Source organism: Streptomyces sp. NBC_00400 (assembly GCF_036048035.1).
GTDB lineage: Bacteria > Actinomycetota > Actinomycetes > Streptomycetales > Streptomycetaceae > Streptomyces.
This window is the reverse complement of record NZ_CP107940.1, coordinates 7,961,826-7,983,259: the sequence shown is the minus strand read 5'-3', so window position 1 is coordinate 7,983,259 and position 21,434 is coordinate 7,961,826. Positions and strand designations below refer to the sequence as shown.

The window sequence follows — 21,434 nt, the reverse complement described above, 5'->3', positions numbered from 1 at the left end:
GCCACGGACCGCACAGCTGAAATCCGCACCCGGGGCACCGGCGGCCACCGCGCGTTCCGGCCGCTGAACGCGCCCTCAGACTTCCGGTTCAGTGATCGGGTACGGCACGAACGTGCTGCTGTTCTCGTCCACAGCGAGCCGGCGGTCCAGTGGCGGGACCGCCCGCTGCGGGCAGTCGGTGCGTTCACAGATGCGGCAGCCCATGCCGATCGGGGTGGCCGCCGCGGCGTTGCCGAGGTCCAGGCCGTCGGAGTAGACGATGCGGGAAGCGTGCCGGACCTCGCAGCCGAGGCCGATGGCGAACGTCTTGCCGGGCTCGCCCCAGCCCCCGCGGTGCCGGGTGATCGCTCGTGCGGTCCACAGGTAACGCTGCCCGTCCGGCATGGCGGCGATCTGGACATGGATACGGCCGGGCGCGGCGAACGCCTCGTAGACGTTCCACAGCGGGCAGGTGCCGCCCGCCCGGGAGAAGTGGAAGCCGGTCGCGGACTGCCGTTTGGACATATTGCCCGCGCGGTCCACCCGTACGAAGGAGAACGGGACGCCCCGCAGTCGTGGACGTTGGAGGGTGCTCAGGCGGTGGCAGACGGTCTCGTAGCCGAAGCCGAACTGGTCGGTGAGCCGCTCGATGTCGTAGCGGGCCTCTTCGGCCGCCGCGTGGAAGCGGCGGTAAGGGAGGATCAGGGCGGCGGCGAAGTAGTTGGCGATGCCGATGCGGGCCAGTGACCAGGCGGCGGAGTCCGCCGGGAAGTCCTGCGATGCGAGCCGGGACAGTTCGTCGTCGCATTCGAGGAACGCCAGCTGGGTGGCCATCCGGAACGCCTGCTGACCGGGGCGCAGTCTGCTCGACAGGTGCAGGACGCGGCCGCCGGGGTCGTAATGGTGCAGCACGCGCGAGTCCCCTGACACCCGTACGCCGTGGCGTTCGGCCAGGCGGGCGGTCAGGACGCGCACGACCTCACCAGGGCGGATGCCGATCTCCGTGGCAAGCTCCTCGGCGGCGAGGTCGGCGTCGTGGAGGTAGTTCTGGCGGCGGTAGAAGAACTCGCGGATCTCCTCGTGCGGGGAACGCGGCAGGGCGGCGACGGTCTTCCCCCTCCCCTCCGCGGCTTCGGCCAGCCGCTCGGTGAGCTGGTGGTTGCGGCGGCCCAGGTCGACCAGCACTCCGGCGACGGCGGGCATCCGGGAGGCGAGTTCCGCCAGGTCCGAGCGGGATACCCGGTCGGCAGTGATCTCGTTGGCGAGGGCGTCACGCAGGTCGGCGACGAGCCGGCTGGTGTCGCGTTCGGAGAAGAAACCGGCATCGACGCCGAACACTTCGGCGAGGCGGAGGAGGACCGGGACGGTCAGCGGGCGCGAGTCGTGTTCCATGTGGTTGAGGTAGCTGGGCGAGATCTCCAGCATCCGCGCCAGGGCCGCCTGGCTCAGCCGCCGGTCCTCGCGCAGCCGGCGCAGGCGTGCTCCGGCATAGGTCTTGCTCACGGTGATCGTCGCCCCTCTGCGCAGGTGTCTCTGCCCTGGATCCTCAGCGCAGCCTCGCCCCGTCGAACCTTCGCAACGTTGGCAAAGACGGGCCGGAAGATACGCAGAACTTGGCACGCATCCATGGTTGATGGCACTCAGTGCCGGTGTCAAAGTCTGAGTACGGCCCGCCGGAACCGGCGACCGGAGCGGAACACCGGGCACGATTCACGCCCTGACGTCGGAGACGCCGGCCGTTCCGCGCGGAAGTTCGCGCAACATTGCTCACCTTTGATCGCGCAAGGACCTCCGGCGGGCCACACCCGAATGCGGCACTCCGTGCCACATTCGCATCGTTGACAAAGACTCAGACAGAACCGGGAGACGGTCATGGCACAGGCAAGCACGGCGACGGCCGCGGAGCTGGCGCAGCGGTGGGCGGCCGACCCGCGCTGGAAGGACATCGAGCGCACCTACACGGCCGAGGACGTGGTGCGGCTGTCGGGCAGCGTCCGGGAGGAGCACACGCCGGCCCGGCGCGGGGCCGAGCGGCTGTGGCGGCAGTTGCACGAGCAGGACTACATCCATGCGCTCGGCGCGCTGACCGGCGGTCAGGCGGTGCAGCAGGTCAAGGCCGCCCTCGACGACGACCAGATCGCCACGTTCCAGCGGGAACTGGCCGCGATGGGCTACCGCTTCCAGTTCATCACCCTGGCCGGCTTCCACTCCCTCAATCACGGCATGTTCGACCTGGCCCGCGGCTACGCCCAGCACGGCATGTACTTCTACCTGCCCAAGCTGGAGAACCGGTACGAGGCCCGCCTGTGGAACGACATCTTCGTCCTCGCCCAGGGTCTCCTCGGTATCCCCCGCGGCACCGTCCGTGCCACCGTCCTGATCGAGACGATCACCGCGGCCTTCGAGATGGAAGAGATCCTCTACGAGCTGCGCGAACACAGCGCCGGACTCAACGCGGGCCGCTGGGACTACCTCTTCAGCCTGATCAAGACCTTCGGCCACCGCACCGACTTCCTGCTGCCGGACCGGGCGAAGGTCACCATGACCGCTCCCTTCATGCTGGCGTACACCGAACTGCTGGTGCGCACCTGCCACAAGCGGGGCGCCCACGCGATCGGCGGCATGGCGGCCCCGGTGCCCAGCAAGGACGCAGCCGCCCATGAGGCCGCACTGGCCAAGGTCCGGCTGGACAAGGAGCGGGAGGCGGAGGACGGATTCGACGGCTCCTGGGTCGCCCACCCCGGTCTCGCCCCCGTCTGCCGCACGGCTTTCGACGACGTCCTCGGCGACCGGCCGCACCAGATGGAGCGCACCCGTGACGAGGCCGAGGTGACCGCCGCGGACCTGCTGACCGTGCGCCGTATCAGCGGCCCGCCCACCCGGGAGGGTGTGCGTACCAACATCGCCGTCGCGTTGCGCTATTTCGACGCCTGGCTGCGGGGCAGCGGAGCGGTCGCCGTGAACGGGCTGATGGAGGACGCGGCGACCGCCGAGATCGCCCGGGTGCAGATCTGGCAGTGGCTGCGGCACCGGGTCATCGACCGGGAGACGGTACTGCGCGTGCTCGACGACGAGGCCGCCGCCCTGGGAGCCGAATTTCCCTGGGCTCAGGTCGAGGAGGTCAGCTCTCTCTTCGAACGAACAGCCATGGCACGGGAGTTGCCGCCCTTCTTCACTCCCGATGCCTACTCCCGGCACCTCGTCCGACGCGCGGAGGCACGCTCATGAGGCAGAGCATCCGACGGGTCGGTGTGGTGGGAGGCGGCCAGATGGGGGCGGGCATCGCCGAGGTATGCGCCCGCGCCGGACTCGACACCGTGGTCTGCGAGGCGGACGCGGTAGCCGCCCGTGCCGCCGGGGAGCGGGTGGCCGTCTCCCTCGAACGCGCCGTGCAGCGCGGCAAGCTGGACCGCATCTCGGCGGAGGACGCCCTGACCCGGATGGTCTTCACGGGCCGTCTCGACGACCTCGCCGACCGGCAGCTCGTCATCGAGGCCGTCGTCGAGAACGCCGAGGCCAAGACCGAGGTCTTCAGCGCACTCGACAAGGTCGTCGAGGCCGAGGAGGCGATCCTGGCGACCAACACCTCGGCGATCCCCGTCATGCGGCTCGGCATGGCGACCCGTCGCGCGGACCGGGTCCTGGGGCTGCACTTCTTCAACCCGGTGCCGGTGCTGCCGCTCGTCGAGGTCGTCCCCTCCCTGCACACCGCGCCGGCGGCGGTCACCGCAGCCGAGGACTTCGTCACCGGCACCCTGGCCAAGACGGTCGTACGGTCCCAGGACCGGGCCGGCTTCGTCGTCAACGCCCTGCTCGTGCCGTATCTGCTCTCGGCGGTCCGGATGGCCGAGTCCGGCTTCGCCACCGCCGCTGACGTGGACGCGGGCATGGAGCTGGGCTGCGCCCACCCGATGGGCCCGCTCAAGCTCGCCGACCTGATCGGCCTGGACACCGTGGCCGCCATCGCCCGGTCCCTCTACGACGAGTTCAAGGAACCCCTCTACGCACCGCCACCGCTGCTCCAGCGCATGGTGGAGGCGGGGCTGCTCGGCCGCAAGACCGGCCGCGGGTTCCACACCTACGACCAGGGCTGAGGGGCCCTGGATCGCCGCCGGGCTGAAGGGCCCGGCGGGCGTGCGGTACGGGGCGCGGAACGGAGCAACGGGGCCGTTCCGCGCCCTGTCGCGTGTGAACCCCGTCGCGCCGGTGTCTCATCTCACAGTCCGACATGCGAACAGAGGTGTCCGATACGGGCATCACGCCCTACGCTGGCCGGGCAATTGGTTCGCCCCGTCCGCCAGACGGGCCGCGTCGTAAGAGGGAACCCGGTGGAAATCCGGGACTGCCCCGCAGCGGTGAGTGGGAACGACCGCCGTCATACGCACTGGATCCGGGCCGCGGATCCGGGAAGCGACGGCCAGTAGGTGCCCGCCGGAAGACTCCGGCAGGCGCGCCCGCGAGTCCGAAGACCTGCCCGTTGCCCGTGCACACCCCATGTGTGGACGGCTATCCCGGTGACCTCGAGGGCGGGTCGGCGTACACACCAGGCGGACACGTGCGTCGCGAGCGCACCGTGGTTCCGCCCGGTTCGTCATCCCTTCGCGTGCCTCGTTCCGTCTCCGGGACTTCATGACACGTATTCGCGAAGGAGAGTTCCGTGACAGCAAAGCCCGCAGCCGCGGCAGCACGGGCCACCGTGTACGGCTACCCCCGCCAGGGACAGCACCGGGAACTGAAGAAGGCCATCGAGGGCTACTGGAAGGGCCGCGTCACCGCGGACACCTTGCTGGAGACCGCCAAGGACCTGCGCCGTTCGCACTGGCAGCACCTGGCCGACGCCGGCATCCACGAGGTGCCCACCGGTGACTTCTCGTACTACGACCATGTGCTGGACACCAGCGTCATGGTCGGTGCTGTCCCGGACCGCCACCGCGACGCCGTCGCAGCCGACGCCCTCGACGGCTACTTCGCGATGGCCCGCGGCACCCAGGACGTCGCACCGCTGGAAATGACCAAGTGGTTCGACACCAACTACCACTACCTCGTCCCCGAGCTGGGCCCGGACACCGTCTTCACCACCGACTCGGCCAAGCAGGTCGCCGAGCTCACCGAAGCCCTCACCCTCGGTCTCACCGCCCGGCCGGTGCTCGTCGGGCCGGTCACCTACCTCCTGCTGTCGAAGCCCGCTCCCGGTGTGGCCGCCGACTTCGAGCCGCTGACCCTCCTGGACCGGCTGCTGCCCGTCTACGCCGAAGTCCTCGCGGACCTGCGCGCCGCCGGCGCCGAGTGGGTGCAGCTCGACGAGCCCGCCCTCGTCCAGGACCGCACCCCGGCCGAGCTGAGCGCCGCCGCGCGCGCCTACCGCGAGCTGGGCACCCTCGACGACCGCCCGAAGCTCCTGGTCGCGTCGTACTTCGACCGGCTCGGCGACGCCCTGCCCGTCCTGGCCAAGGCTCCGGTGGACGGTCTGGCGCTCGACTTCACCGACGCGGCCGCGGCCAACCTCGACGCGCTGGCGGCCGTCGGCGGACTGCCGGGCAAGCGCCTGGTCGCGGGTGTGGTCAACGGCCGCAACATCTGGATCAACGACCTGGAAAAGTCGCTGACCACCCTCGGCACCCTGCTCGGCCTCGCCGACCGGGTCGACGTGGCCGCCTCCTGCTCGCTCCTGCACGTGCCGCTGGACGCGGCCGTCGAGCGCGACATCGACCCGCAGATCGTCCGCTGGCTGGCCTTCGCCAAGCAGAAGACCGCGGAGCTGGTGACACTCGCACGGGGCCTGTCCCAGGGCACCGAAACCATCGCCGCCGAACTCGCCGCGAACCGTGCCGACCTGGCCTCCCGGGCGAATTCCGCGATCACCCACGACCCGGCGGTGCGCGCGCGTGCCGCCGCCATTACCGACACCGACGGCCGCCGCCGCGCGCCGTACGCCGAGCGGGCGACGGCCCAGCGCGCCCACCTCGGGCTGCCGCTGCTGCCGACCACCACCATCGGCTCGTTCCCGCAGACCGCCGAACTGCGCACCGCCCGTGCCGACCTGCGGGCGGGACGCCTCGACGCCGCGGGCTACGAGGAGCGCATCAAGGCCGAGATCCGCGACGTCCTCGCCTTCCAGGAGAAGGCCGGCATCGACGTCCTCGTGCACGGTGAGCCCGAGCGCAACGACATGGTCCAGTACTTCGCCGAACAGCTCACCGGCTACCTCGCCACCCAGCACGGCTGGGTCCAGTCCTACGGCACCCGTTACGTCCGCCCGCCGGTCCTGGCCGGGGACATCTCCCGGCCCGAGCCGATGACGGTCCCCTGGACGTCCTACGCGCAGTCGCAGACCGACCGCCCGGTCAAGGGCATGCTCACCGGCCCGGTCACCATGCTCGCCTGGTCCTTCGTCCGCGACGACCAGCCGCTCGGCGACACCGCCCGCCAGGTGGCGCTGGCGCTGCGTGACGAGGTGAACGACTTGGAGCAGGGCGGGAGTTCGGTGATCCAGGTCGACGAGCCCGCGCTGCGCGAGACGCTGCCGCTGCGGGCCACCGACCACCCCGCATACCTGGCCTGGGCCACCGAGGCGTTCCGCCTCACCACCAGCGGCGTACAGGACCGCACCCAGATCCACACCCACATGTGCTACGCCGAATTCGGCGACATCGTCCAGGCCATCGACGACCTCGACGCCGACGTCATCAGCCTGGAGGCCGCCCGCTCCCACATGCAGGTCGCCCGGGAGCTGGCCGCCCACGGCTACCCGCGCGAGGCCGGGCCCGGTGTCTACGACATCCACTCCCCGCGCGTCCCGAGCGCCGAAGAGGCAGCGGCCTTGCTGCGGAAGGGACTTGAGGCCATCCCGGCCGAGCGTCTCTGGGTCAACCCGGACTGCGGCCTGAAGACCCGCGGCTGGCCAGAGACCCGCGCCTCGCTGGAGAACCTGGTCACCGCGGCCCGTACCGTCCGAACGGAGCTCGCCGGCTCCTGATCCCGCCGACGGCCGGGAGGGAACGCAGCCGCCCCCTCCCGGCCGTCCCGGGCCGCCATGCAGCTGCGCGAGGAAGATCCCACGTTGAGAACAGCCTCAGCACGTTGTCATCGACGGCGTCCCGATGGCCGCCGCGCCACCCCGCGACTTCGAAGGGCTGACCGCCGTGCGCCGCCGGCTCGGTGGGCAAGGCACGAAGTTGCGGTTCGTGCGGGACACCCTCGTCGCCATGACGGACTTCGTCGAAGCGCTGGGCGACGCCCTGCAGCAGGAAGACCGGGCGGCCGATGAGTACGGCAACCAGCCCCGGCAGGCACCAGTCATCGACAACCTACTCGCCGTCCCGGCACACGCGCGGTAGCGCCTGTGGATCGAGCGCACCGTCATCCGGTTAACTGGCCCTGCACCGGCGTGCCTCCTGCTCCGCGGGGGAGGCTGACCGTGACCGATGGTCCGTCCTCCGCTCCCTCATCACCGGGACGCATGCACGGGGAACTTGACGATCGGCAAACCGGCCCGGGGCAGTCGAAGCCGACTTGGAGGTGGCGATGAGAGTCGTGTTCGTGCACGGGGCGTGCGTGCGGGACGGGTCGTGGTGGTGGCACCGCACCGCCGAGCTGCTGCAGGAGCAGGGCGTGCCGAGCGTGGCCCCGGCGTTGCCGAGCTGCGGCGAGACGGGCCTGCCCGGCGGCGTCGGCGGTCCGGGGCTGCCCGAGGATGTTGCCGCGGTGCGGCAGGAGCTGCAGGCGGGCGACGAGCCGACCGTCGTGGTCGCCCACAGCTACGGCGGTGTCGTCACTGCGGAGGCCGCTGCGGGAATCGGGGCGGTGCGCCACCTGCTGCTGGTCTCCAGCTACCTGCCCGAGGCCGGGCAGAGCCTGTCGGATTTCGGGGACGGCAGCCCCGCCCCGTTCCTCGACGTCGACCCCGGCACCGGCACGTTCGGGGTCCGTCCCGAACTGCTCGTGGACACATTTCTGCAGGACTGCGACCCCGAGGTCCAGGCGCAGGCGGCGGACCACCTCGCCCGGCAGAACATGCAGGTGACCGGGCAGCCGGTCGGGGCGGCCGCATGGCAGCAGTTGCCCTCGACGTACCTCGTCTGCGCTCAGGACCGGGGCACCCCGCCGCGGCTGCAGCGCGAGTTCGCCCGCCGGGCCGGAAGCATCGTCGAGCTCGACGCCGGCCACCACCCGTTCCTGTCCCGGCCTGCAGCAGTCCGGGACCTGCTGCTGAGCCTGTGACGACAGCCGCAGGACGAGCCGAGCCCGCCATCCGCCGGGCCTCCGCCTGCTCGTAGAGCACCCCGACGCGCTTGCGGCCGGACCCCGGTGGTTCCTGGCGGTCTTGTTCGTCGTCTTCACGGGCAACGATGGAGGCAGTTCCAGTGCGCATCGAGCGTGGCTGCACCTACACCTCGGACCGTGTCCTTCTCACTGTCCACCAGCCACTTGAGTCGGCCTCTTGGTCAGAGGGTTGTCCGGCCTTCTTACATTCCTCTCACAACTGTGCAGCACCGTGGGGTTCATGGTGACCAAACGAATTGCTGTCGGTGTCGGAATTCTCGTGGCGATAGGCCTGACGGGCGCGGCCGCGGTGGCCTCTGGGGCTCCCGCTCCGGTGCCCGGAAAGGCTTCCGCCGCAGCGGCCGGAAAGAAGGCGAAGAACTACCTTTACGCCTCCATCGGGGATTTCGACGCCAATGTGAAGCCGTTGATCGATCGCCCCGATGTCGCCGGCGTGCAGCTGGTGGTGCCGTGGAAGGCGCTGGAGCGGAAGAAGAATCAGTACGACTTCTCGGAGATCGACCGGGCGCTGAACGCTGTGCAGTCCCGCCACAAGAAGCTGTTCATCCAGGTCCAGGACCGGTTCTTCGCGCCGCCGACGAGGCTCCCGGACTATCTGTTGAAGGATCCGGAGTACAAGGGCGGCGCGGCTCCGACAAAGAACGAGAGCGGCCTCGGCCCCGGAGAGCCCGGGACGGTCGCGGCGCAATGGAACCCGCAGGTGCGGGGCCGTTTCCAGCAGCTGCTGAAGGTGATGTCACAACGGTTCGACGGTCGCCTCGCCGGGGTGAACCTGCCGGAAACCGCCACCGAGGTGGACACCGAGAAGGACCACACCGGCTACAGCGACGACGCCTACTTCAAGGCGGAACTCGACAACATGGCCTATGGCAAGAAGGTCTTCACCAAGACGCCGTTCATCCAGTACGTCAACTTCTGGCCCGGTGAATGGAACAACAGCCGCAAGTACATGAGCCGCACCTTCGAGTTCGCCAAGGCGCACGGAATCGGCCTGGGAGGACCGGACATCCTGCCGGACCGCCCGGCGCAGATGGAGAACTCGTACCCCTTCTTCAAGAAGTACCGGGGGCAGCTTCCCATGGTGGCCATGGCCGTACAGGAACCCGACTTCCAGTACAAGAGCCCCAAGACGAAGAAGCCGTACACCCGGCAGGAGTTCACCGACTTCGGCACGAACACCCTCGGAGTCGACGCCATCTTCTGGGCCACCAGCGCGCCCTGGCTCCACCAGCCGGTGGCACGATAGAGCCCCCATCCCTCCTGCCTTGCACCGAGCCTCCCGTAGCTGCCGGCCGCAGCACCACCGTCGACCTCACCGGAAGGGAGAGGTGAGCGCTGGGGGTACATGTGCGCCGGATGGTCGCGGTGTGCGCTGGGCCTCATGGGTGGCCGCACGTCAGGACGCGCCCCTTCGGGAGGCACCGCCTTCACTCTCACCGGGTCGAATCTGACGGGTGCCGGTGTCACCTTCAACCCGCGCCTACGTCACCAACAACGGCTCGTCCGCGGTGTCGGTGATCGACACAACGGCCAACACCGTCACCACCACCCTCACCGTCGGCACCGGCCCATTCGCTGTGACGACCGCCTGACCACAACCAAACAGACCCCTTGCCCTGGCGTAGCGACGCCCTGGCTCGCCAGGCCGACTGCGGCCGCTCGGTGCGCCGCACTCACATGCGCTGGAGCACATTCCAACAGCCGGCGGACGGCGGCCCGAGGTGGCGGGCGCCGAGGACGGGGCGGTGAACTCCTCTCCGCCCAGGCGGAGGCAGCCGGCACGTCTACGGAGTCCTCGTCGCCGACCGGCGAAAGCTGAGACGGCTCGCCGGAGAACGGGCCGCGTAGACCGCGTAGAGGTCCTGTGTCGCGCTACGGGGCATAACGCGATCGCCTCGCCCCATAAGGATGGTTAGAACAGATCGCGGTACTGGTGGAAGCCAGAGCCGACCTTCACCCGGGACGCGAACGGCGACGACGCCTTGCCCGTGCCCTTGTACAACCACAGGTTCCCCTGGGGATCGCGGGCGAGGAGGTCGCTGTGGCCGTCGCCGTCGACGTCACCCGTCGCCACCAGCTTGTTGAACTGGTTCCAGCCGGGACCAGCCTTCACGCGGGACGCGAACGGCTTCCGCAGATCGCCCGTGCCCTTGTACAGCCAGAGGACGCCCGGCTTGTCGCGGGCGACGATGTCCGGCTTGCCGTCGCCGGTCAGGTCACCCTGACCGGCGATCTGGGTGAACTGGTTCCAGCCGGGGCCGACCTTGACGCGCAGTGCCAGCGAGCCGTCCGCCTTGGCCGGAAAGCGCCACAGGATGCCCTGCTTGTCGCGGGCCAGCAGGTCGGGGTGCTTGGCGCCGCCCAGGGTGCCGGGAGAGAAGGCGACGTTGTACTGACCCCACCCGGTGGCCACCTTCTTGAGGCGCCCGTTGCGCCAGAGATTCAGCGCGCCGTCGTCCATGACGTGGTACGCACCGTCCTGGTAGCCGGTCAGATCGGGGTCGACCGACACCCCGTACCTGAAGTGCGGCCAGACATAGGCGCCCGACCGCTCGTCGAAGCCGCCCTTCCCATCGGGCATGTAGGCGTACATCTGGCCCGACGGCAGGATCCCGGAGAGGAAGAAGAACGGCGCGGCAGGGGTGGGCTTGTGCTGCCCGGCCGCGGCGGCGCTCCGGGCGACGTTCTTCTCCGGACCGGTCGTCGCAGGAGCATCGGCCAGAGCGGTGCCGGCGGTGGCACCAACCAGGACTACGGCGATCGCCGAGGTGGCGAGACGCGACAGGGCGCGTGCACGCCGGGAAGACTGGGTCACGTATGACTCCATGAAGTATGCGGGAATCCGTCGGTGCGCTCCGCATAAGTGTGGGAAGCGCCCGCATCATTGTCCGGATCTTTGCACGTCTGTCCCAGTGGTTTTGCGGTGGGGTGGGGAATTCTGAATTCCGCCCGGACGGCAACAAGGAAGGGCGGCAACCCCGTTGGGGACAACCGCCCTCGGTGATGACCCGGACCGGATCAGAAACCCGTACAGGCCCCCTAACCCCGCAGGGCAGCGAGTTTCGTCGGTTCCCCGGGCATCCCACCCGGACCGCTGCCGACGGGGCACTCGCCGATCGAGCGGCGCGTCCGGTTCATCGCAGCACATGCCTGATCCTCGCCCGGAGGTGTCGTCCTTCTGCGCCCGGGCCACTCAGCACGGGCGTGTGCGGCCGTTCCCTCGGGGACGGCCGGCACGCCGTTCAGGTTGCCGGCCGGCCGAGTAGCGAGCGAGGCCGTGAGTGCAGGATTGCTTCCGCCTCCTCGCTGATCACGCGGACCACGTCGGAGGCCGGGCGCACACCCTCCACGAAGGACGCCGACTGACCGTAGATGATTTCGCTCGTCTCGGGGTCGGGCGGGGCGCCGAAGGGGCTGGCGCCTTCCGCAGGCCTGATCTCCTCCGCGCGGTCCCGCAGCGTTGATTCGCGCTCCGACCACTCGTCGGTGAAGCGATTGCGGCGGACGCGTTCGCCGATACTTGCGGGCCACGGCAGTCCCGAAACAATGTCGTAGGTGCGTGTCCACACAGTGTCGCCGCCGTCGCTCTCGATGATCAGGCTCTTGTGGATGTCGTGCACCTCGACGGCCTCGGGGGTGGCGAGGAAGGCCGTACCCAGCCAGGCACCGTCCGCACCGGCGGTGAGGACGGCCGCGAGCGTTCGTCCGTCGCCGATGCCGCCTGCGGCCAGCACCGGGACATCCGGGTACCTCCGCACGATCCCGGCCAGGAAGGGCAGCAGGCCCATCGTCCCGGTGTGGCCGCCGGCCTCGTTGCCCTGCGCCACGAGGACATCGGTACCTGCGGCAACAGCCGTCTCGGCGTCCTCATAGCTCTGCACCTGGCACATCACCCGGGCTCCCGCCCGCTTGGCCCGGGCGATCCACGGCCGGGGATCGGCGAACGACAACGCGACGACGTCCGGCCGCTCCTCCAGCGTGGCGTCGAACAGCGGCTCGGTGAGAGGGAGGAGCGGCGTGATGAACCCGACTCCGAACGGCCGGTCCGTGGTGCCACGAATCGTCGCGATCTCCGTACGGATCCAGTCGGGCCCCTTCCAGGGGTGCGTACCCCCGAAACAGCCGAGCCCGCCGGCGACGGAAACCGCGGCAGCGAGTGTCCCGCCGCTGTGCAGGGCCATGGGGGCCGACATCACCGGATGAGCAAGTCCGAACATCTCGGTGAATCTCGTCTGCAACATGGACGTACGCTAACGGATGGACGACATTCCGCCGGGTGACATGCCCGGGGCGGCAGGGCGGACGGGGCGACCGTGGCGGCGCCCTGGGGGCCATCCGTAGCGGCCGGTCGGCGGCAGGTTTCGGCTCCGGCACGTTGCCCATCCACGATTGCGATGCGAGCCGTCGACGGGGATACTGAATATCACGGGCAGGGAAGGCCCGGAAGCGCGCTGCGTGTGACCCAATGTGTGCCTCACGCAGCGTTTCCCTTGCGCAGAAACCCGGAACGCCGGGGGCTCGGCACACTCAATGAGTTGTTGACCGACGCGAGCGCGCGCTGAGCCGCCTTCGCCGATATCGCGCGTCCTCCCTATACGGATAGCGCGAACAGGAATTGGCACGATCGGCAGCCCCGGCCTCGCAGCACCTTTCGAGGCCGGCCCTCACGCAGGAATTGGCACGATCGGCAGCCCCGGCCTCGCAGCACCTTTCGAGGCCGGCCCTCACGATGGGGGACCAGCCTCGAAGTTGCCCCGTTGGGGTCGCTAGAAACGGCCTCCGCGGCCGAACCCGCGACCTCGGCCAAAGCCGCGTCCACGACCGAAGCCGCGTCCACGACCACGGCCATAGCCGCCTCCACGTCCACGACCGTACCCGCGTCGGCCATAGTCGTCCCAGTCGTCGCCATGCCTGCGGGGGAATACGGTTCGGAAGCTCATTGTGCCTCCTTGCATCTCTGATGATCATCCAGCTGTCCAGCTGAACCACTTCCCACGCTACGCCGCGACATGAGCCGAAATCAAACGGAATGGCTGAAAGTTAAGTTAAATATGCCGATTTTCGTGTACACAACGTGGCCGCTGGTCGCTCTCTGAATTCCCACTTCTTCGGCCCGCCCCATCGGATTCAGACATCGGATCTCCTCACGCCATTTGCGCTCCGGATTCCTGCACCCGAGCCACAGGATTCGAGACCAACACCTCTTTCCCATCACATCAGTGAGGAATGGTCAGGCGAAGCCGCCGGCACGTCAGGAACAGTTGCCACTGCCGCGTGCCAGTCGAGCCGTGGTCAGTCGCTGCACCAGTCGTCGACAGCCGGTCAGCAAGACGTCCTGGACCGATCTTCCGCATCGGTTCCGAGGTCCGGCAAGCGCATGGCGACCACCTGGGGGCGGAGGCCGGCAGGGCGAGATCGATGGAGCCCGCCCGTAGAGCGCGCGCCAGCGCCGGGGTGCCTCCTTCGCGGCTGATCACGTGCGGGCCGGGATCGCTGCGCCGCAGCGCGGCGAGGGCGTGCGGCACCAGAGTCGTACCGGCACTGGGCACCCAGCCCAGGCGCACGGTTCCGCCGTGCTCGGGCAGGCCGGACAGTTCGCGGGCGGTCGCATCGATCTCGTCACGGGCGCCGACCAGGGCCTCGGCCGGGCCCTCGTCGAGGGCCTTGCGGCCCGTATGGGAACGGACGACCTGGTCCTGTTCACCGGGCGCAGCCAGGTCGGGTACGCCGTCGAGTCCTGGCGCACCGCCCTGCACCGCGACCTCCGGTGGCCGGGGCTGTCGGAGGCTGGATCACAGAGCCTGTCGGTGGCGCTCAGCGTGAGGTCGGGCCGGGCTTCTCATCGTCGCCGCGGGCTTGCTTGTCCAGCTCGTCGCCTTGGACGCCATGCACCCGGTACTGAGCACCTGCGTGGCCCCGGCGGGCGGGCTCAGGTCAGGCGAGGGGTAACCTTCCTGGCCTTGTTCGTCCGGACGTTGATGAGGGTCGGGCGTTCCCGGTCGTCGACTCCGGCGCGGACCATCTCGGCGACCTGGTCGGTGTCGGTGGCTTCGTGCGCGTCGATGCCGTAACTCGCAGCAGTAGCAACGATGTTCAGCCCGGGCAGATCCAGTCCGGGGACGCCGGTGGCGCTCTCGATGTCGGCGAACTGCTTGAGGACGCCGTACTCCTCGTTGGAGGAGACGACGATCGTCAGCGGGATCTTGTAGCGGGCCGCGGTCCACAGGGACGTGATCGCGTAGTGCATCGACCCGTCGCCCATGAGGGCGAGCACCGGGCGGTCCGGGGCACCGAGTTGGGCGCCGACAGCGGCGGGCAGCCCGAATCCGAGGCCCCCGCCGACAGCGGACATGTGGGAGAGGGAGGCGCCGGGCCGTACGTACGACGTGATCGGAATTTCATTGGAACCGGCTTCGGTCACGAACAGGCCGTCCGCCGGGGCGGCGTGGCCGACGGCCGCCCACAGGTCCGCGGCCTGCATCGGGGCTTCGGCCCGTTCCGGACGCGGTACGTCGGGCCGGGCCTGGGGGGCGGTGCGCGACGACTCGGAGGTCTCGGCCAGCACGGCCTCCACCGAGGCCCGGACGTCCGCCACGTAGGCGTCGCCGACGGGGGCGCGGGCGGCTTCGTCCGGGTCACTCGTGATGTGGATGAGGGAGGTGCCCTCGGGCAGATACGGGCCGGGGATATAGGGGTAGTAGCGGAAGACCGGGCCGCCCAGAGCCATGACGAGGTCGTGGCCCTTCAGCTCTTCGGAGATCCAGCCGGCGCCGGGCGGGAGCAGGCCCTGGTACAGCGGGTGGTTCTCCGGGAACCCCGACAGGCCCGGAAGCGGTGCCGTCCACACGGCGGCCTTGCTGCGCTCGGCCAGCTTCACAAACGGGTCCCAGGCCCCGGCGTGCTCCAGGTCGCCATGGACGACAAAAGCGGGTGACTTCGCGGCGGAGAGCCGACCGGCGATTTCCTTCGCCAGGTCTTTGCGGAACCCTCCGGCATGGGTGATCTCCCGATTCCGGATTACCTCGATCTCCGCGACTTGAGTGTCGTTGAGTTCATGGTGCATATCGTCCATCGGCACGGAGACGAAGACCGGACCGGTGGGCGGGGACATCGCGACGTGGAGGGCGCGGGCGAGGACCGCGGGTACCTCGCTCGCGATGGCCGGCTCGGCGGACCATTTAACGAACGGACGCGGGACCAGGACGGCGTCCTCGTTGGTCAGGAGGCACTTCTGATTCTGCATGACACGACGCTGGTTGCCCGCGATGACGAGGAGAGGCGTCTTGTTCAGGTAGGCGTTGTACAGGGCACCCACAGCATTGCCGAGGCCGGGCGCGGTGTGCACCATCACCAGCGCGGGACGTCCGGTGACCTGCGAGAAGCCGTCGGCCATACCGACCGGCACCATTTCCTGCAGACCCAGGAGATAACGGAAGTCGCTGGGGAATTCCTCCAGCAGGGTCAGTTCGGAGGAGCCAGGATTGCCGAACCATGTGTTCAGACCGTGCTTCCTGAGCAGATCAATGGTGGCTTCACGGACACTCGTCACAGCATTCTCCTTCGTCGCGCATTTGCGTCGTCGTTCCCATGAACGTCGTCGATGCACGGAGTTCCGGATCCGGCCGCCAGTCTGCATGCAGAACCGGTAGGGCATTGATGCAACCCTTGGTCGCGAATTTAGCAGCGAGAGAGAAAAACCCGGCGTACCGCTCGCGTGTTTTCCGGTACGTGGGTGACGGGGAAGCGTCGGCGTGGTGAGCTCGCCCGGGCCCGAGCGATCCCACCTATGAGCCCTGCTCTGTGAGCGTGCCCTTCCGCCCGGTCCGTGCCGCCTCGACATCTTCCTCGGCTTGCGTCTGACCGCTTGAGCTGGCGCTTCGCGGCCGAGTCGGCCCACGTGAGTGTCGTGCCTGGCGTCCCTGGCGCACCGTCGAGATGGCCGCGGCATGGGAGTGGATCCGGGCGTTCAACCGGGAGCACCCGAACGACCCCATCCGGATCTTCGGCGTGATCCCCGTGCAGGCGCAGCCCGAGGACTACGACGCCGTCCTGGATCACGTACGCGGGTCGGCCCCGGAACGGCTGGCAGAGGTGGCGTCTCACCTGGCACCGATCCGGACAGCTCACCACACCGCGGAGCATGTGCAGCGCGCCCGGGGAATTCACCCGGGGCGCCCGTTCGCCGACCATGCCCGCGACGCGCTCGCGCTGATCCGGTCCTTGCCCGACGCCGACCATGACGACGGCATCCTGACGCGGATGCGTCTGATCGTGGACTTCCATGAACGCAGCATCGCCGGGCAAGGCCTCTCCACGGACGATGTCGCAGTATGAGCTGGTGCGATCGGCGACTATCAGCATCGGACCGGTCTGCGCGTGGTCTACTAGGATGGGATCGCTCATACTTCGGCGGCCGCGGTGACCAGCCCGCTGGCTCCCGAGCGTGGCGCCCAGCCCAGCGAAGGCAGTCTGCTGCGCAAGTGGTACGGCGCGCAGTACGTCTCCGTGGCGATCGGATTCCATCACGGAGATCTCGGTGTCGTCACCGTCCCGCAGCCGGCCGGCGATCTGATCGACGCGAAGCTCGGCGAGGTGGATCTGCCCGCCCACTGGCTGGACTTGCGCCGCGACACGGTACGCCGCCGGTGGGACGGACCGGCGAAGGCCCGCGTGATCAGCGGGGTCTATGACCCGTCCCGGGACGCCGCCGAGCACATCGCCGTTGCTTCTCTCGCCGATGCATTCGACGTGCTCATCCACATCCGCCGAGTGACCCCAGTGCGATGGCTGCCGTGAGCGGCACCCCACTATCCGGTCTGGTCCGTTGCGCGTCCGGATGTACGGCGGGCTGCCTGACTTTGCGTGTGACGGTGATGGGCGGGGAGGCCGACCGCTGTCAGTGCCTGCGGTTTCCGGTGCTACGTGGAGCGGTGGGGTCGTGCTCCAACTCTGCCGCTGGTGTCGTGGGTTTGTTCCAGGAGGCCAGCAGCCGCAGTGACGTTTCCGATGGACTGCCTTGTTCGGTGCGATAGATGAACAGAATCTGGTCGGGGTCGTCGACGGGGGTGAGGGCCTGGTAGCTGATGGTGAGGTCGCCGACGAGGGGGTGGTGGTAGTCCTTGGTGCCGGTGGTGCGCTGGTGGACTTTGTTGTCGGACCAGTAGCGGCGGAAATCCTGACTGTGTATGGACAGGTCACCGACGAGAGCGCTGAGGGCGGGGTCGTCGGGGTGACGGCCGGCGTCGAGGCGGAGCATGGCAGCCGTGTCGGCAGCGACGGTGGCCCAGTCTGCGTACAGCTCGCGGGCGTGGGGGTCGAGAAAGACGAAGCGTGCCTGGTTGCGCTGCGCGGCGGGCAGGGCACGGAAGTCGGTGATGAGCCGGCCCGCGAGGCGGTTGTGGGCAAGGACGTCGAGGCGCCTGCCGAGGACGAAGCCCGGCCGGCAGGCGGCCTCCAGGGTTTCCAGCAGGTCCCAGGTGCCGGGATGGACGCGCTGCGGCCGGGATCGACGCTTGCGCTGGGCTGACGTGGGGCGGGCGACGGTGTGCAGGTGGGCGCGTTCGGCGTCGTCGAGGCGCAGGGCGGTGGCGAGCGCGTCAAGGACTTCTGCTGAGGCGCTGGGGCTGCGGCCCTGTTCCAGGCGGGTGTAGTAGTCCACGCTCACGCCGGCCAGTCGGGCGAGTTCTTCCCGCCGTAGTCCGGGCACCCGGCGGCGGCCGAAGCCTTCCTCCTCCAGTCCGGCCTCCTGCGGGCTGAGGCGGGCGCGAGCCGAGCGCAGGAACTCCGCCAGGCGAGAGCTTGTCTCCTCACGGTTCATGCCACCGAGTCTCGCGCGTTCGCACCCTGCATGGGGCACGAGAGGGTGGCCCAGTTCGTCCCCCGATCGGCCGGGCCCTCTTTGCCCCCCTTTTCCCTGCTCAGGGCTGGTTCAGTGGAGGGGCAGACGGCGGGGACACGGTCCCGTTCCCCGTTTCCGTTCCGTCACTGACGAGAGAAGGAGTCGTTCATGTCTACCTGGTTCATCACCGGAGCCTCCCGCGGGTTCGGTCTGCAGATCGCCCGAGCCGCGCTGGCGGGCGGTGACGCGGTCGTGGTCACGGCCCGTAACCTGGACAGCCTGCCGGATGACCTGAAGCGGTCCGAGCGTGTGCTCGGCCTCGCGCTGGACGTCACCCGCAGCGAGGACATCACGCGGACCGTCGAAGCGGCCGTCGGCCGGTTCGGCGGTATCGACGTGCTCGTCAACAACGCCGGGCGCGGACTGCTCGGTGCTCTGGAGGAGATCACGGACGCCGAAGCGCGCTCCCTGTTCGACCTCAACGTCTTCGGCCTGATCAATGTCACCCGTGCGGTCCTTCCCGTGATGCGTGAGGCGGGGCACGGCAAGATCGTCCACATCGGATCGCGGTCCGGATTCGAGGGCGAGCCCGGCGTCAGCATGTACAGCGCCTCGAAGTTCGCCGTCGCCGGGATCAGCGAAGCCCTTTCCGTGGAACTCGCACCGTTCGGCATCCAGAGCATGGTCGTCGAACCCGGCGTATTCCGCACCGACTTCCTCGACGGCAGCTCACTGTCCACCGCCGCCCACCGTATTCCCGCCTACGACGGCACCCCGGCCCACGACACCCTCGATTGGATCGGCCAGGCCAACCACGCCCAGCTCGGCGATCCGGTCAAGGGGGCCGCGCTGATCTACGAAGTGACCTGTCGGAACAAGCTGCCCACCCACCTGCCGCTCGGCCGTGATGCCGTCGAGCGCCGGCAGGTCAAGATCGGCCGGCTCCAGGACGACCTCACCGCATGGCAGACGAAGTCCACGGCCACCGCCCACGACGACGCCGTCTGACCAGACCGTCGGAACACCAGCAGGAAGTGAATCCTTCCATGTCCCCACTCATCATGGGGCCGGCCGCTTGACGGCCGGATAGCCGTGGTCACCGGTGCCTCCAGCGGCATGGGCGCGGCCACCGCACACGGCCTGGCAACACGAGGAGCCTCGGTCACCGTCGTCGCACGGCGTCAGCACGGACTCGCCGGACTCCGTGAGGACATTCTCGGGTCCGCACACCGGGAGGTGATCGGCCCGTACACAAGAAGCGGCGGCACGGGCGCTGCCTCCGCCTCCGTGCCGCCGCCTTGCGTCTGCCCCGTCGCGCCCGCGTGACATCGCCGGCGCCCATGCAGTGGTCTCAGCCCACCGGTACGTCCTTGCCGGTCAGCTCCGCCCGAATGCCGCTCTTCGTCACGGAGATGCCGCGGAGCCGAATGCCGTCCGGCAGGTTGTCCGGCAGCTGAGCGGAGAACTCCATCTGCTGCGCGACCTTCGGCTCCCGCAGCTTCTGCAGGCCCTGGATGAGCGAAGGATCGATGCCGGTGGGCTCGAGCAGCGAGGGGTGGTCCACGAGCGTGTCCAGCACACGACCCTTCATCAACTGCTGCGGACGGACGTGCTTCCCGGCCGCCTGTTGCAGCGCGCCCTCGTCCATCCTGTCGGCGACGGGTGCAGTCAGCTGCACGCCACCGCCCTTGCCCGGTACGTACGTGAGCAGGCCGGGCACCACCACACGCGCGTCCTGCACGGTCATGCGCAGGCCGCGGTCCCCGGTGCGCCGCAACTGCGCACGCCCCCGGACCCGGGCCTGTTTGCCGCCCACCGGCAGATCACCGCCGGCCAGCACCGTGCTCTTCCCGGGACCGGGCCTCAAGTGGATCTGCGACGCGCCGACTTCGCGGTTCAGGTCCTTGAAGTCCAGCATGATGTCACCGCGCACCCGGCTCAGCACCGCACCCTTGACCGAGGACGGCAGGCTGCCGACGATCCGGATGCCGTCCACCGTCCCCTTCACCTGAGCGACGGAGACCGGCCCGGCATCGACATCGGGGACGTCGACCTCGACATGGTCGATGCTGCCCGCGAGCACCTGCCCGAGGAACGGGACGCTGTCGATGTGCACTTCGGGCTCGGCGCGCAGCTTCAGCGCCTTCTGCACCTGCCGGGCCGCCAGGTTCTCCGCGTAGAGCACGGCCCACCGGTCACCGAGCGCAAGAAACGCAAGAACGACGGCCAGCGTGACGACCACCTTCGCCGTCCTCCGCACGATCCGCCGCGACGTGCGCCCGGCCCGCGGGGGCTCCTTCCCGTCGCCGGTGATCGTGTTGTCAGTGCCTGCGTCGGTTGCGGTTACGGTTGCGGCTGTGCCGATGACGCGGTTGTCGCCGCCAGTGGCCGTGCCCGAGGTCGTGCCGCTGTCGGCGGCAGTAGCGGTAGCAGGAGCGGCGGTGCCGGTGCCGAGGTCAGCGCCGACGCCCGAGTCCGTGCCGTTGCCGGTGACGGCGGTGTCGGCAGCGGCGCTCCCGGTGTCGGCACCCAAGTCGGGGCCGGCAGTGTTGCCCTGGGTCGACGAGGCGTCCGGCTCTACGCCGCCCTGGGCCGACGGGTCGTCCGGGCCCTGGTTGTTCGAGGCCGGGCCGTCCTGGGGAGCACGACTCGCCGGTACCCGCGCCTTGGAGTCTGCGGAAGGTTCGTTGGAGAGCATCGCCACCATGCGACCACAGCCCCGGCACCCGAACCAAGTCGTACACACAGTCTTCGAGACACCTCCGCAGAGAGCCCGTACACCGGATCGCCGCCCTCGCCCGCACCCCCGGCGTGCACCGGCTCCAGGACGTACTGCTCGACTACCATCTGGCCGGATCCAAGGACAGCGCCGCCGAACTGGCCGCGCTTCTTGACCCGTTGGACGGGCACGCCGGTCTGGTCGAGGCCGTCGCCGCCTTCCTCGACTGCGACCTCGACCGACGCCGCACTGCCCAGGCGCTCAGGGTCCACCCCAACACCGTCGACAACCGTCTCGCCCGAGCCGCCCAACTCACCGGCCTGGACCCGCACACCACACACGGCGTACAGCTCTTCGGCGCGGCCTCACCCTCCGCCGACTTGCTGAGGACTCGACAACCGGCTTTCCGGCCGGCTGATGGATGCTTCGGCTGGGTATGGCGGACGCGAACGCGGTTCGGACGATCGGTGAGACCCGCGACTGGCTGAAAAGGCCAGTGCCACGGCGGATGCGCCACGCCGGCACACCGGCACCGCTCGGGCGGATCGAGAAGTCCCAGGTCGCGGTCCGTCAGACGTATGCGTACGGGAACGGGAACAGGCACGCCCTGATCGT

The 21,434-nt window shown here is 69.2% G+C and carries 18 protein-coding genes, 1 pseudogene and 1 riboswitch; of the genes and pseudogenes, 12 read left to right on the top strand and 7 right to left on the bottom strand.

Annotated features, from left to right (window positions below):
* Positions 1 to 75 precede the first annotated feature (75 nt).
* Positions 76 to 1,482 (bottom strand): short-chain fatty acyl-CoA regulator family protein, encoded by a 1,407-nt coding sequence (locus OHS81_RS34945; RefSeq protein ID WP_328390035.1) that lies wholly within the window; start codon positions 1,480 to 1,482, stop codon positions 76 to 78.
* Between the two features lie 369 nt (positions 1,483 to 1,851).
* Between OHS81_RS34945 and OHS81_RS34940 the strand changes: the two genes are divergently transcribed.
* The 7 genes from OHS81_RS34940 to OHS81_RS34910 all read left to right on the top strand — a co-directional run bounded on the left by OHS81_RS34940 (position 1,852) and on the right by OHS81_RS34910 (position 9,854).
* Entirely contained in the window at positions 1,852 to 3,207 is a 1,356-nt protein-coding gene (locus tag OHS81_RS34940; RefSeq protein WP_328390033.1) for a malate synthase, read from the top strand.
* Positions 3,204 to 4,073 carry a 3-hydroxybutyryl-CoA dehydrogenase gene (locus OHS81_RS34935; RefSeq protein ID WP_328390032.1) on the top strand — a complete coding sequence of 290 codons (870 nt, stop codon included), beginning with the start codon at positions 3,204 to 3,206 and terminating at the stop codon, positions 4,071 to 4,073. The genes OHS81_RS34940 and OHS81_RS34935 overlap by 4 nt, the downstream gene beginning before the upstream one ends.
* A gap of 170 nt (positions 4,074 to 4,243) precedes the next feature.
* Positions 4,244 to 4,471, top strand: a riboswitch (cobalamin riboswitch).
* A 165-nt stretch (positions 4,472 to 4,636) separates the two neighbouring features.
* Positions 4,637 to 6,955 (top strand): 5-methyltetrahydropteroyltriglutamate--homocysteine S-methyltransferase, encoded by a 2,319-nt coding sequence (gene metE, locus OHS81_RS34930; RefSeq protein WP_328390030.1) that lies wholly within the window; start codon positions 4,637 to 4,639, stop codon positions 6,953 to 6,955.
* A 124-nt stretch (positions 6,956 to 7,079) separates the two neighbouring features.
* Positions 7,080 to 7,316 carry a hypothetical protein gene (locus OHS81_RS34925; protein WP_328390028.1) on the top strand — a complete coding sequence of 79 codons (237 nt, stop codon included), beginning with the start codon at positions 7,080 to 7,082 and terminating at the stop codon, positions 7,314 to 7,316.
* A gap of 187 nt (positions 7,317 to 7,503) precedes the next feature.
* Entirely contained in the window at positions 7,504 to 8,199 is a 696-nt protein-coding gene (locus tag OHS81_RS34920) for an alpha/beta hydrolase (protein ID WP_328390026.1), read from the top strand.
* Positions 8,200 to 8,482: 283 nt separating this feature from the next.
* The gene (locus OHS81_RS34915; protein ID WP_328390024.1) at positions 8,483 to 9,508 is read left to right on the top strand and encodes a hypothetical protein; all 1,026 of its coding nucleotides are present in this window, start codon (positions 8,483 to 8,485) and stop codon (positions 9,506 to 9,508) included.
* A 214-nt stretch (positions 9,509 to 9,722) separates the two neighbouring features.
* Positions 9,723 to 9,854: a hypothetical protein gene (locus OHS81_RS34910; protein ID WP_328390022.1), complete on the top strand. Its 132-nt coding sequence runs from the start codon at positions 9,723 to 9,725 to the stop codon at positions 9,852 to 9,854.
* A gap of 320 nt (positions 9,855 to 10,174) precedes the next feature.
* Here OHS81_RS34910 and OHS81_RS34905 read toward each other — a convergent pair whose 3' ends face one another.
* From OHS81_RS34905 to mdlC, 4 genes and pseudogenes are all read right to left on the bottom strand, one after another.
* Complete coding sequence (locus tag OHS81_RS34905; protein ID WP_328390020.1) at positions 10,175 to 11,077, bottom strand: FG-GAP repeat domain-containing protein; 903 nt, start codon at positions 11,075 to 11,077, stop codon at positions 10,175 to 10,177.
* Positions 11,078 to 11,504: 427 nt separating this feature from the next.
* Positions 11,505 to 12,503 (bottom strand): NAD(P)H-dependent flavin oxidoreductase, encoded by a 999-nt coding sequence (locus OHS81_RS34900; RefSeq protein ID WP_328390018.1) that lies wholly within the window; start codon positions 12,501 to 12,503, stop codon positions 11,505 to 11,507.
* 1,137 nt (positions 12,504 to 13,640) lie between these two features.
* Positions 13,641 to 13,883 (bottom strand): annotated as a pseudogene (locus OHS81_RS34895) (LysR substrate-binding domain-containing protein); the annotation flags it as partial.
* Positions 13,884 to 14,191: 308 nt separating this feature from the next.
* Positions 14,192 to 15,811: a benzoylformate decarboxylase gene (mdlC, locus tag OHS81_RS34890; RefSeq protein ID WP_328390016.1), complete on the bottom strand. Its 1,620-nt coding sequence runs from the start codon at positions 15,809 to 15,811 to the stop codon at positions 14,192 to 14,194.
* 320 nt (positions 15,812 to 16,131) lie between these two features.
* On the opposite strand from mdlC, the gene OHS81_RS34885 reads away from it, so the two are divergent.
* Together OHS81_RS34885 and OHS81_RS34880 are read left to right on the top strand one after the other, a co-directional pair.
* A complete protein-coding gene (locus OHS81_RS34885; protein WP_328391646.1) occupies positions 16,132 to 16,596 on the top strand; it encodes an erythromycin esterase family protein in 465 nt (154 codons plus the stop codon).
* 60 nt (positions 16,597 to 16,656) lie between these two features.
* Entirely contained in the window at positions 16,657 to 17,058 is a 402-nt protein-coding gene (locus tag OHS81_RS34880) for an erythromycin esterase family protein (RefSeq protein WP_328391644.1), read from the top strand.
* Between the two features lie 100 nt (positions 17,059 to 17,158).
* On the opposite strand, the gene OHS81_RS34875 is transcribed toward OHS81_RS34880, so the two are convergent.
* Positions 17,159 to 18,079: a helix-turn-helix transcriptional regulator gene (locus tag OHS81_RS34875; protein ID WP_328390014.1), complete on the bottom strand. Its 921-nt coding sequence runs from the start codon at positions 18,077 to 18,079 to the stop codon at positions 17,159 to 17,161.
* Between the two features lie 189 nt (positions 18,080 to 18,268).
* Here OHS81_RS34875 and OHS81_RS34870 point away from each other — a divergent pair, with 189 nt between their 5' ends.
* Entirely contained in the window at positions 18,269 to 19,108 is an 840-nt protein-coding gene (locus tag OHS81_RS34870) for an SDR family NAD(P)-dependent oxidoreductase (protein WP_328390012.1), read from the top strand.
* A gap of 84 nt (positions 19,109 to 19,192) precedes the next feature.
* On the top strand, positions 19,193 to 19,426 hold the full coding sequence (locus OHS81_RS37540; protein ID WP_443058812.1) for an SDR family NAD(P)-dependent oxidoreductase: 234 nt from the start codon (positions 19,193 to 19,195) through the stop codon (positions 19,424 to 19,426).
* 25 nt (positions 19,427 to 19,451) lie between these two features.
* Here the strand turns inward: OHS81_RS37540 and OHS81_RS34860 are convergent, their stop codons facing one another.
* Positions 19,452 to 20,798: an LmeA family phospholipid-binding protein gene (locus tag OHS81_RS34860; protein WP_328390010.1), complete on the bottom strand. Its 1,347-nt coding sequence runs from the start codon at positions 20,796 to 20,798 to the stop codon at positions 19,452 to 19,454.
* Between the two features lie 113 nt (positions 20,799 to 20,911).
* Between OHS81_RS34860 and OHS81_RS34855 the strand changes: the two genes are divergently transcribed.
* Entirely contained in the window at positions 20,912 to 21,307 is a 396-nt protein-coding gene (locus OHS81_RS34855; RefSeq protein WP_328390008.1) for a helix-turn-helix domain-containing protein, read from the top strand.
* Positions 21,308 to 21,434: the final 127 nt, after the last annotated feature.

Coding starts and splice junctions, on each gene's coding strand:
- OHS81_RS34940 (WP_328390033.1), top strand. CDS start 1,852: ATGGCACAGGCAAGCACGGCGACGGCCGCGGAGCTGGCGCAGCGGTGG.
- OHS81_RS34935 (WP_328390032.1), top strand. CDS start 3,204: ATGAGGCAGAGCATCCGACGGGTCGGTGTGGTGGGAGGCGGCCAGATG.
- OHS81_RS34925 (WP_328390028.1), top strand. CDS start 7,080: ATGGCCGCCGCGCCACCCCGCGACTTCGAAGGGCTGACCGCCGTGCGC.
- OHS81_RS34920 (WP_328390026.1), top strand. CDS start 7,504: ATGAGAGTCGTGTTCGTGCACGGGGCGTGCGTGCGGGACGGGTCGTGG.
- OHS81_RS34915 (WP_328390024.1), top strand. CDS start 8,483: ATGGTGACCAAACGAATTGCTGTCGGTGTCGGAATTCTCGTGGCGATA.
- OHS81_RS34900 (WP_328390018.1), bottom strand. CDS start 12,503: ATGTTGCAGACGAGATTCACCGAGATGTTCGGACTTGCTCATCCGGTG.
- OHS81_RS34875 (WP_328390014.1), bottom strand. CDS start 18,079: ATGAACCGTGAGGAGACAAGCTCTCGCCTGGCGGAGTTCCTGCGCTCG.
- OHS81_RS34870 (WP_328390012.1), top strand. CDS start 18,269: ATGTCTACCTGGTTCATCACCGGAGCCTCCCGCGGGTTCGGTCTGCAG.
- OHS81_RS34860 (WP_328390010.1), bottom strand. CDS start 20,798: ATGCTCTCCAACGAACCTTCCGCAGACTCCAAGGCGCGGGTACCGGCG.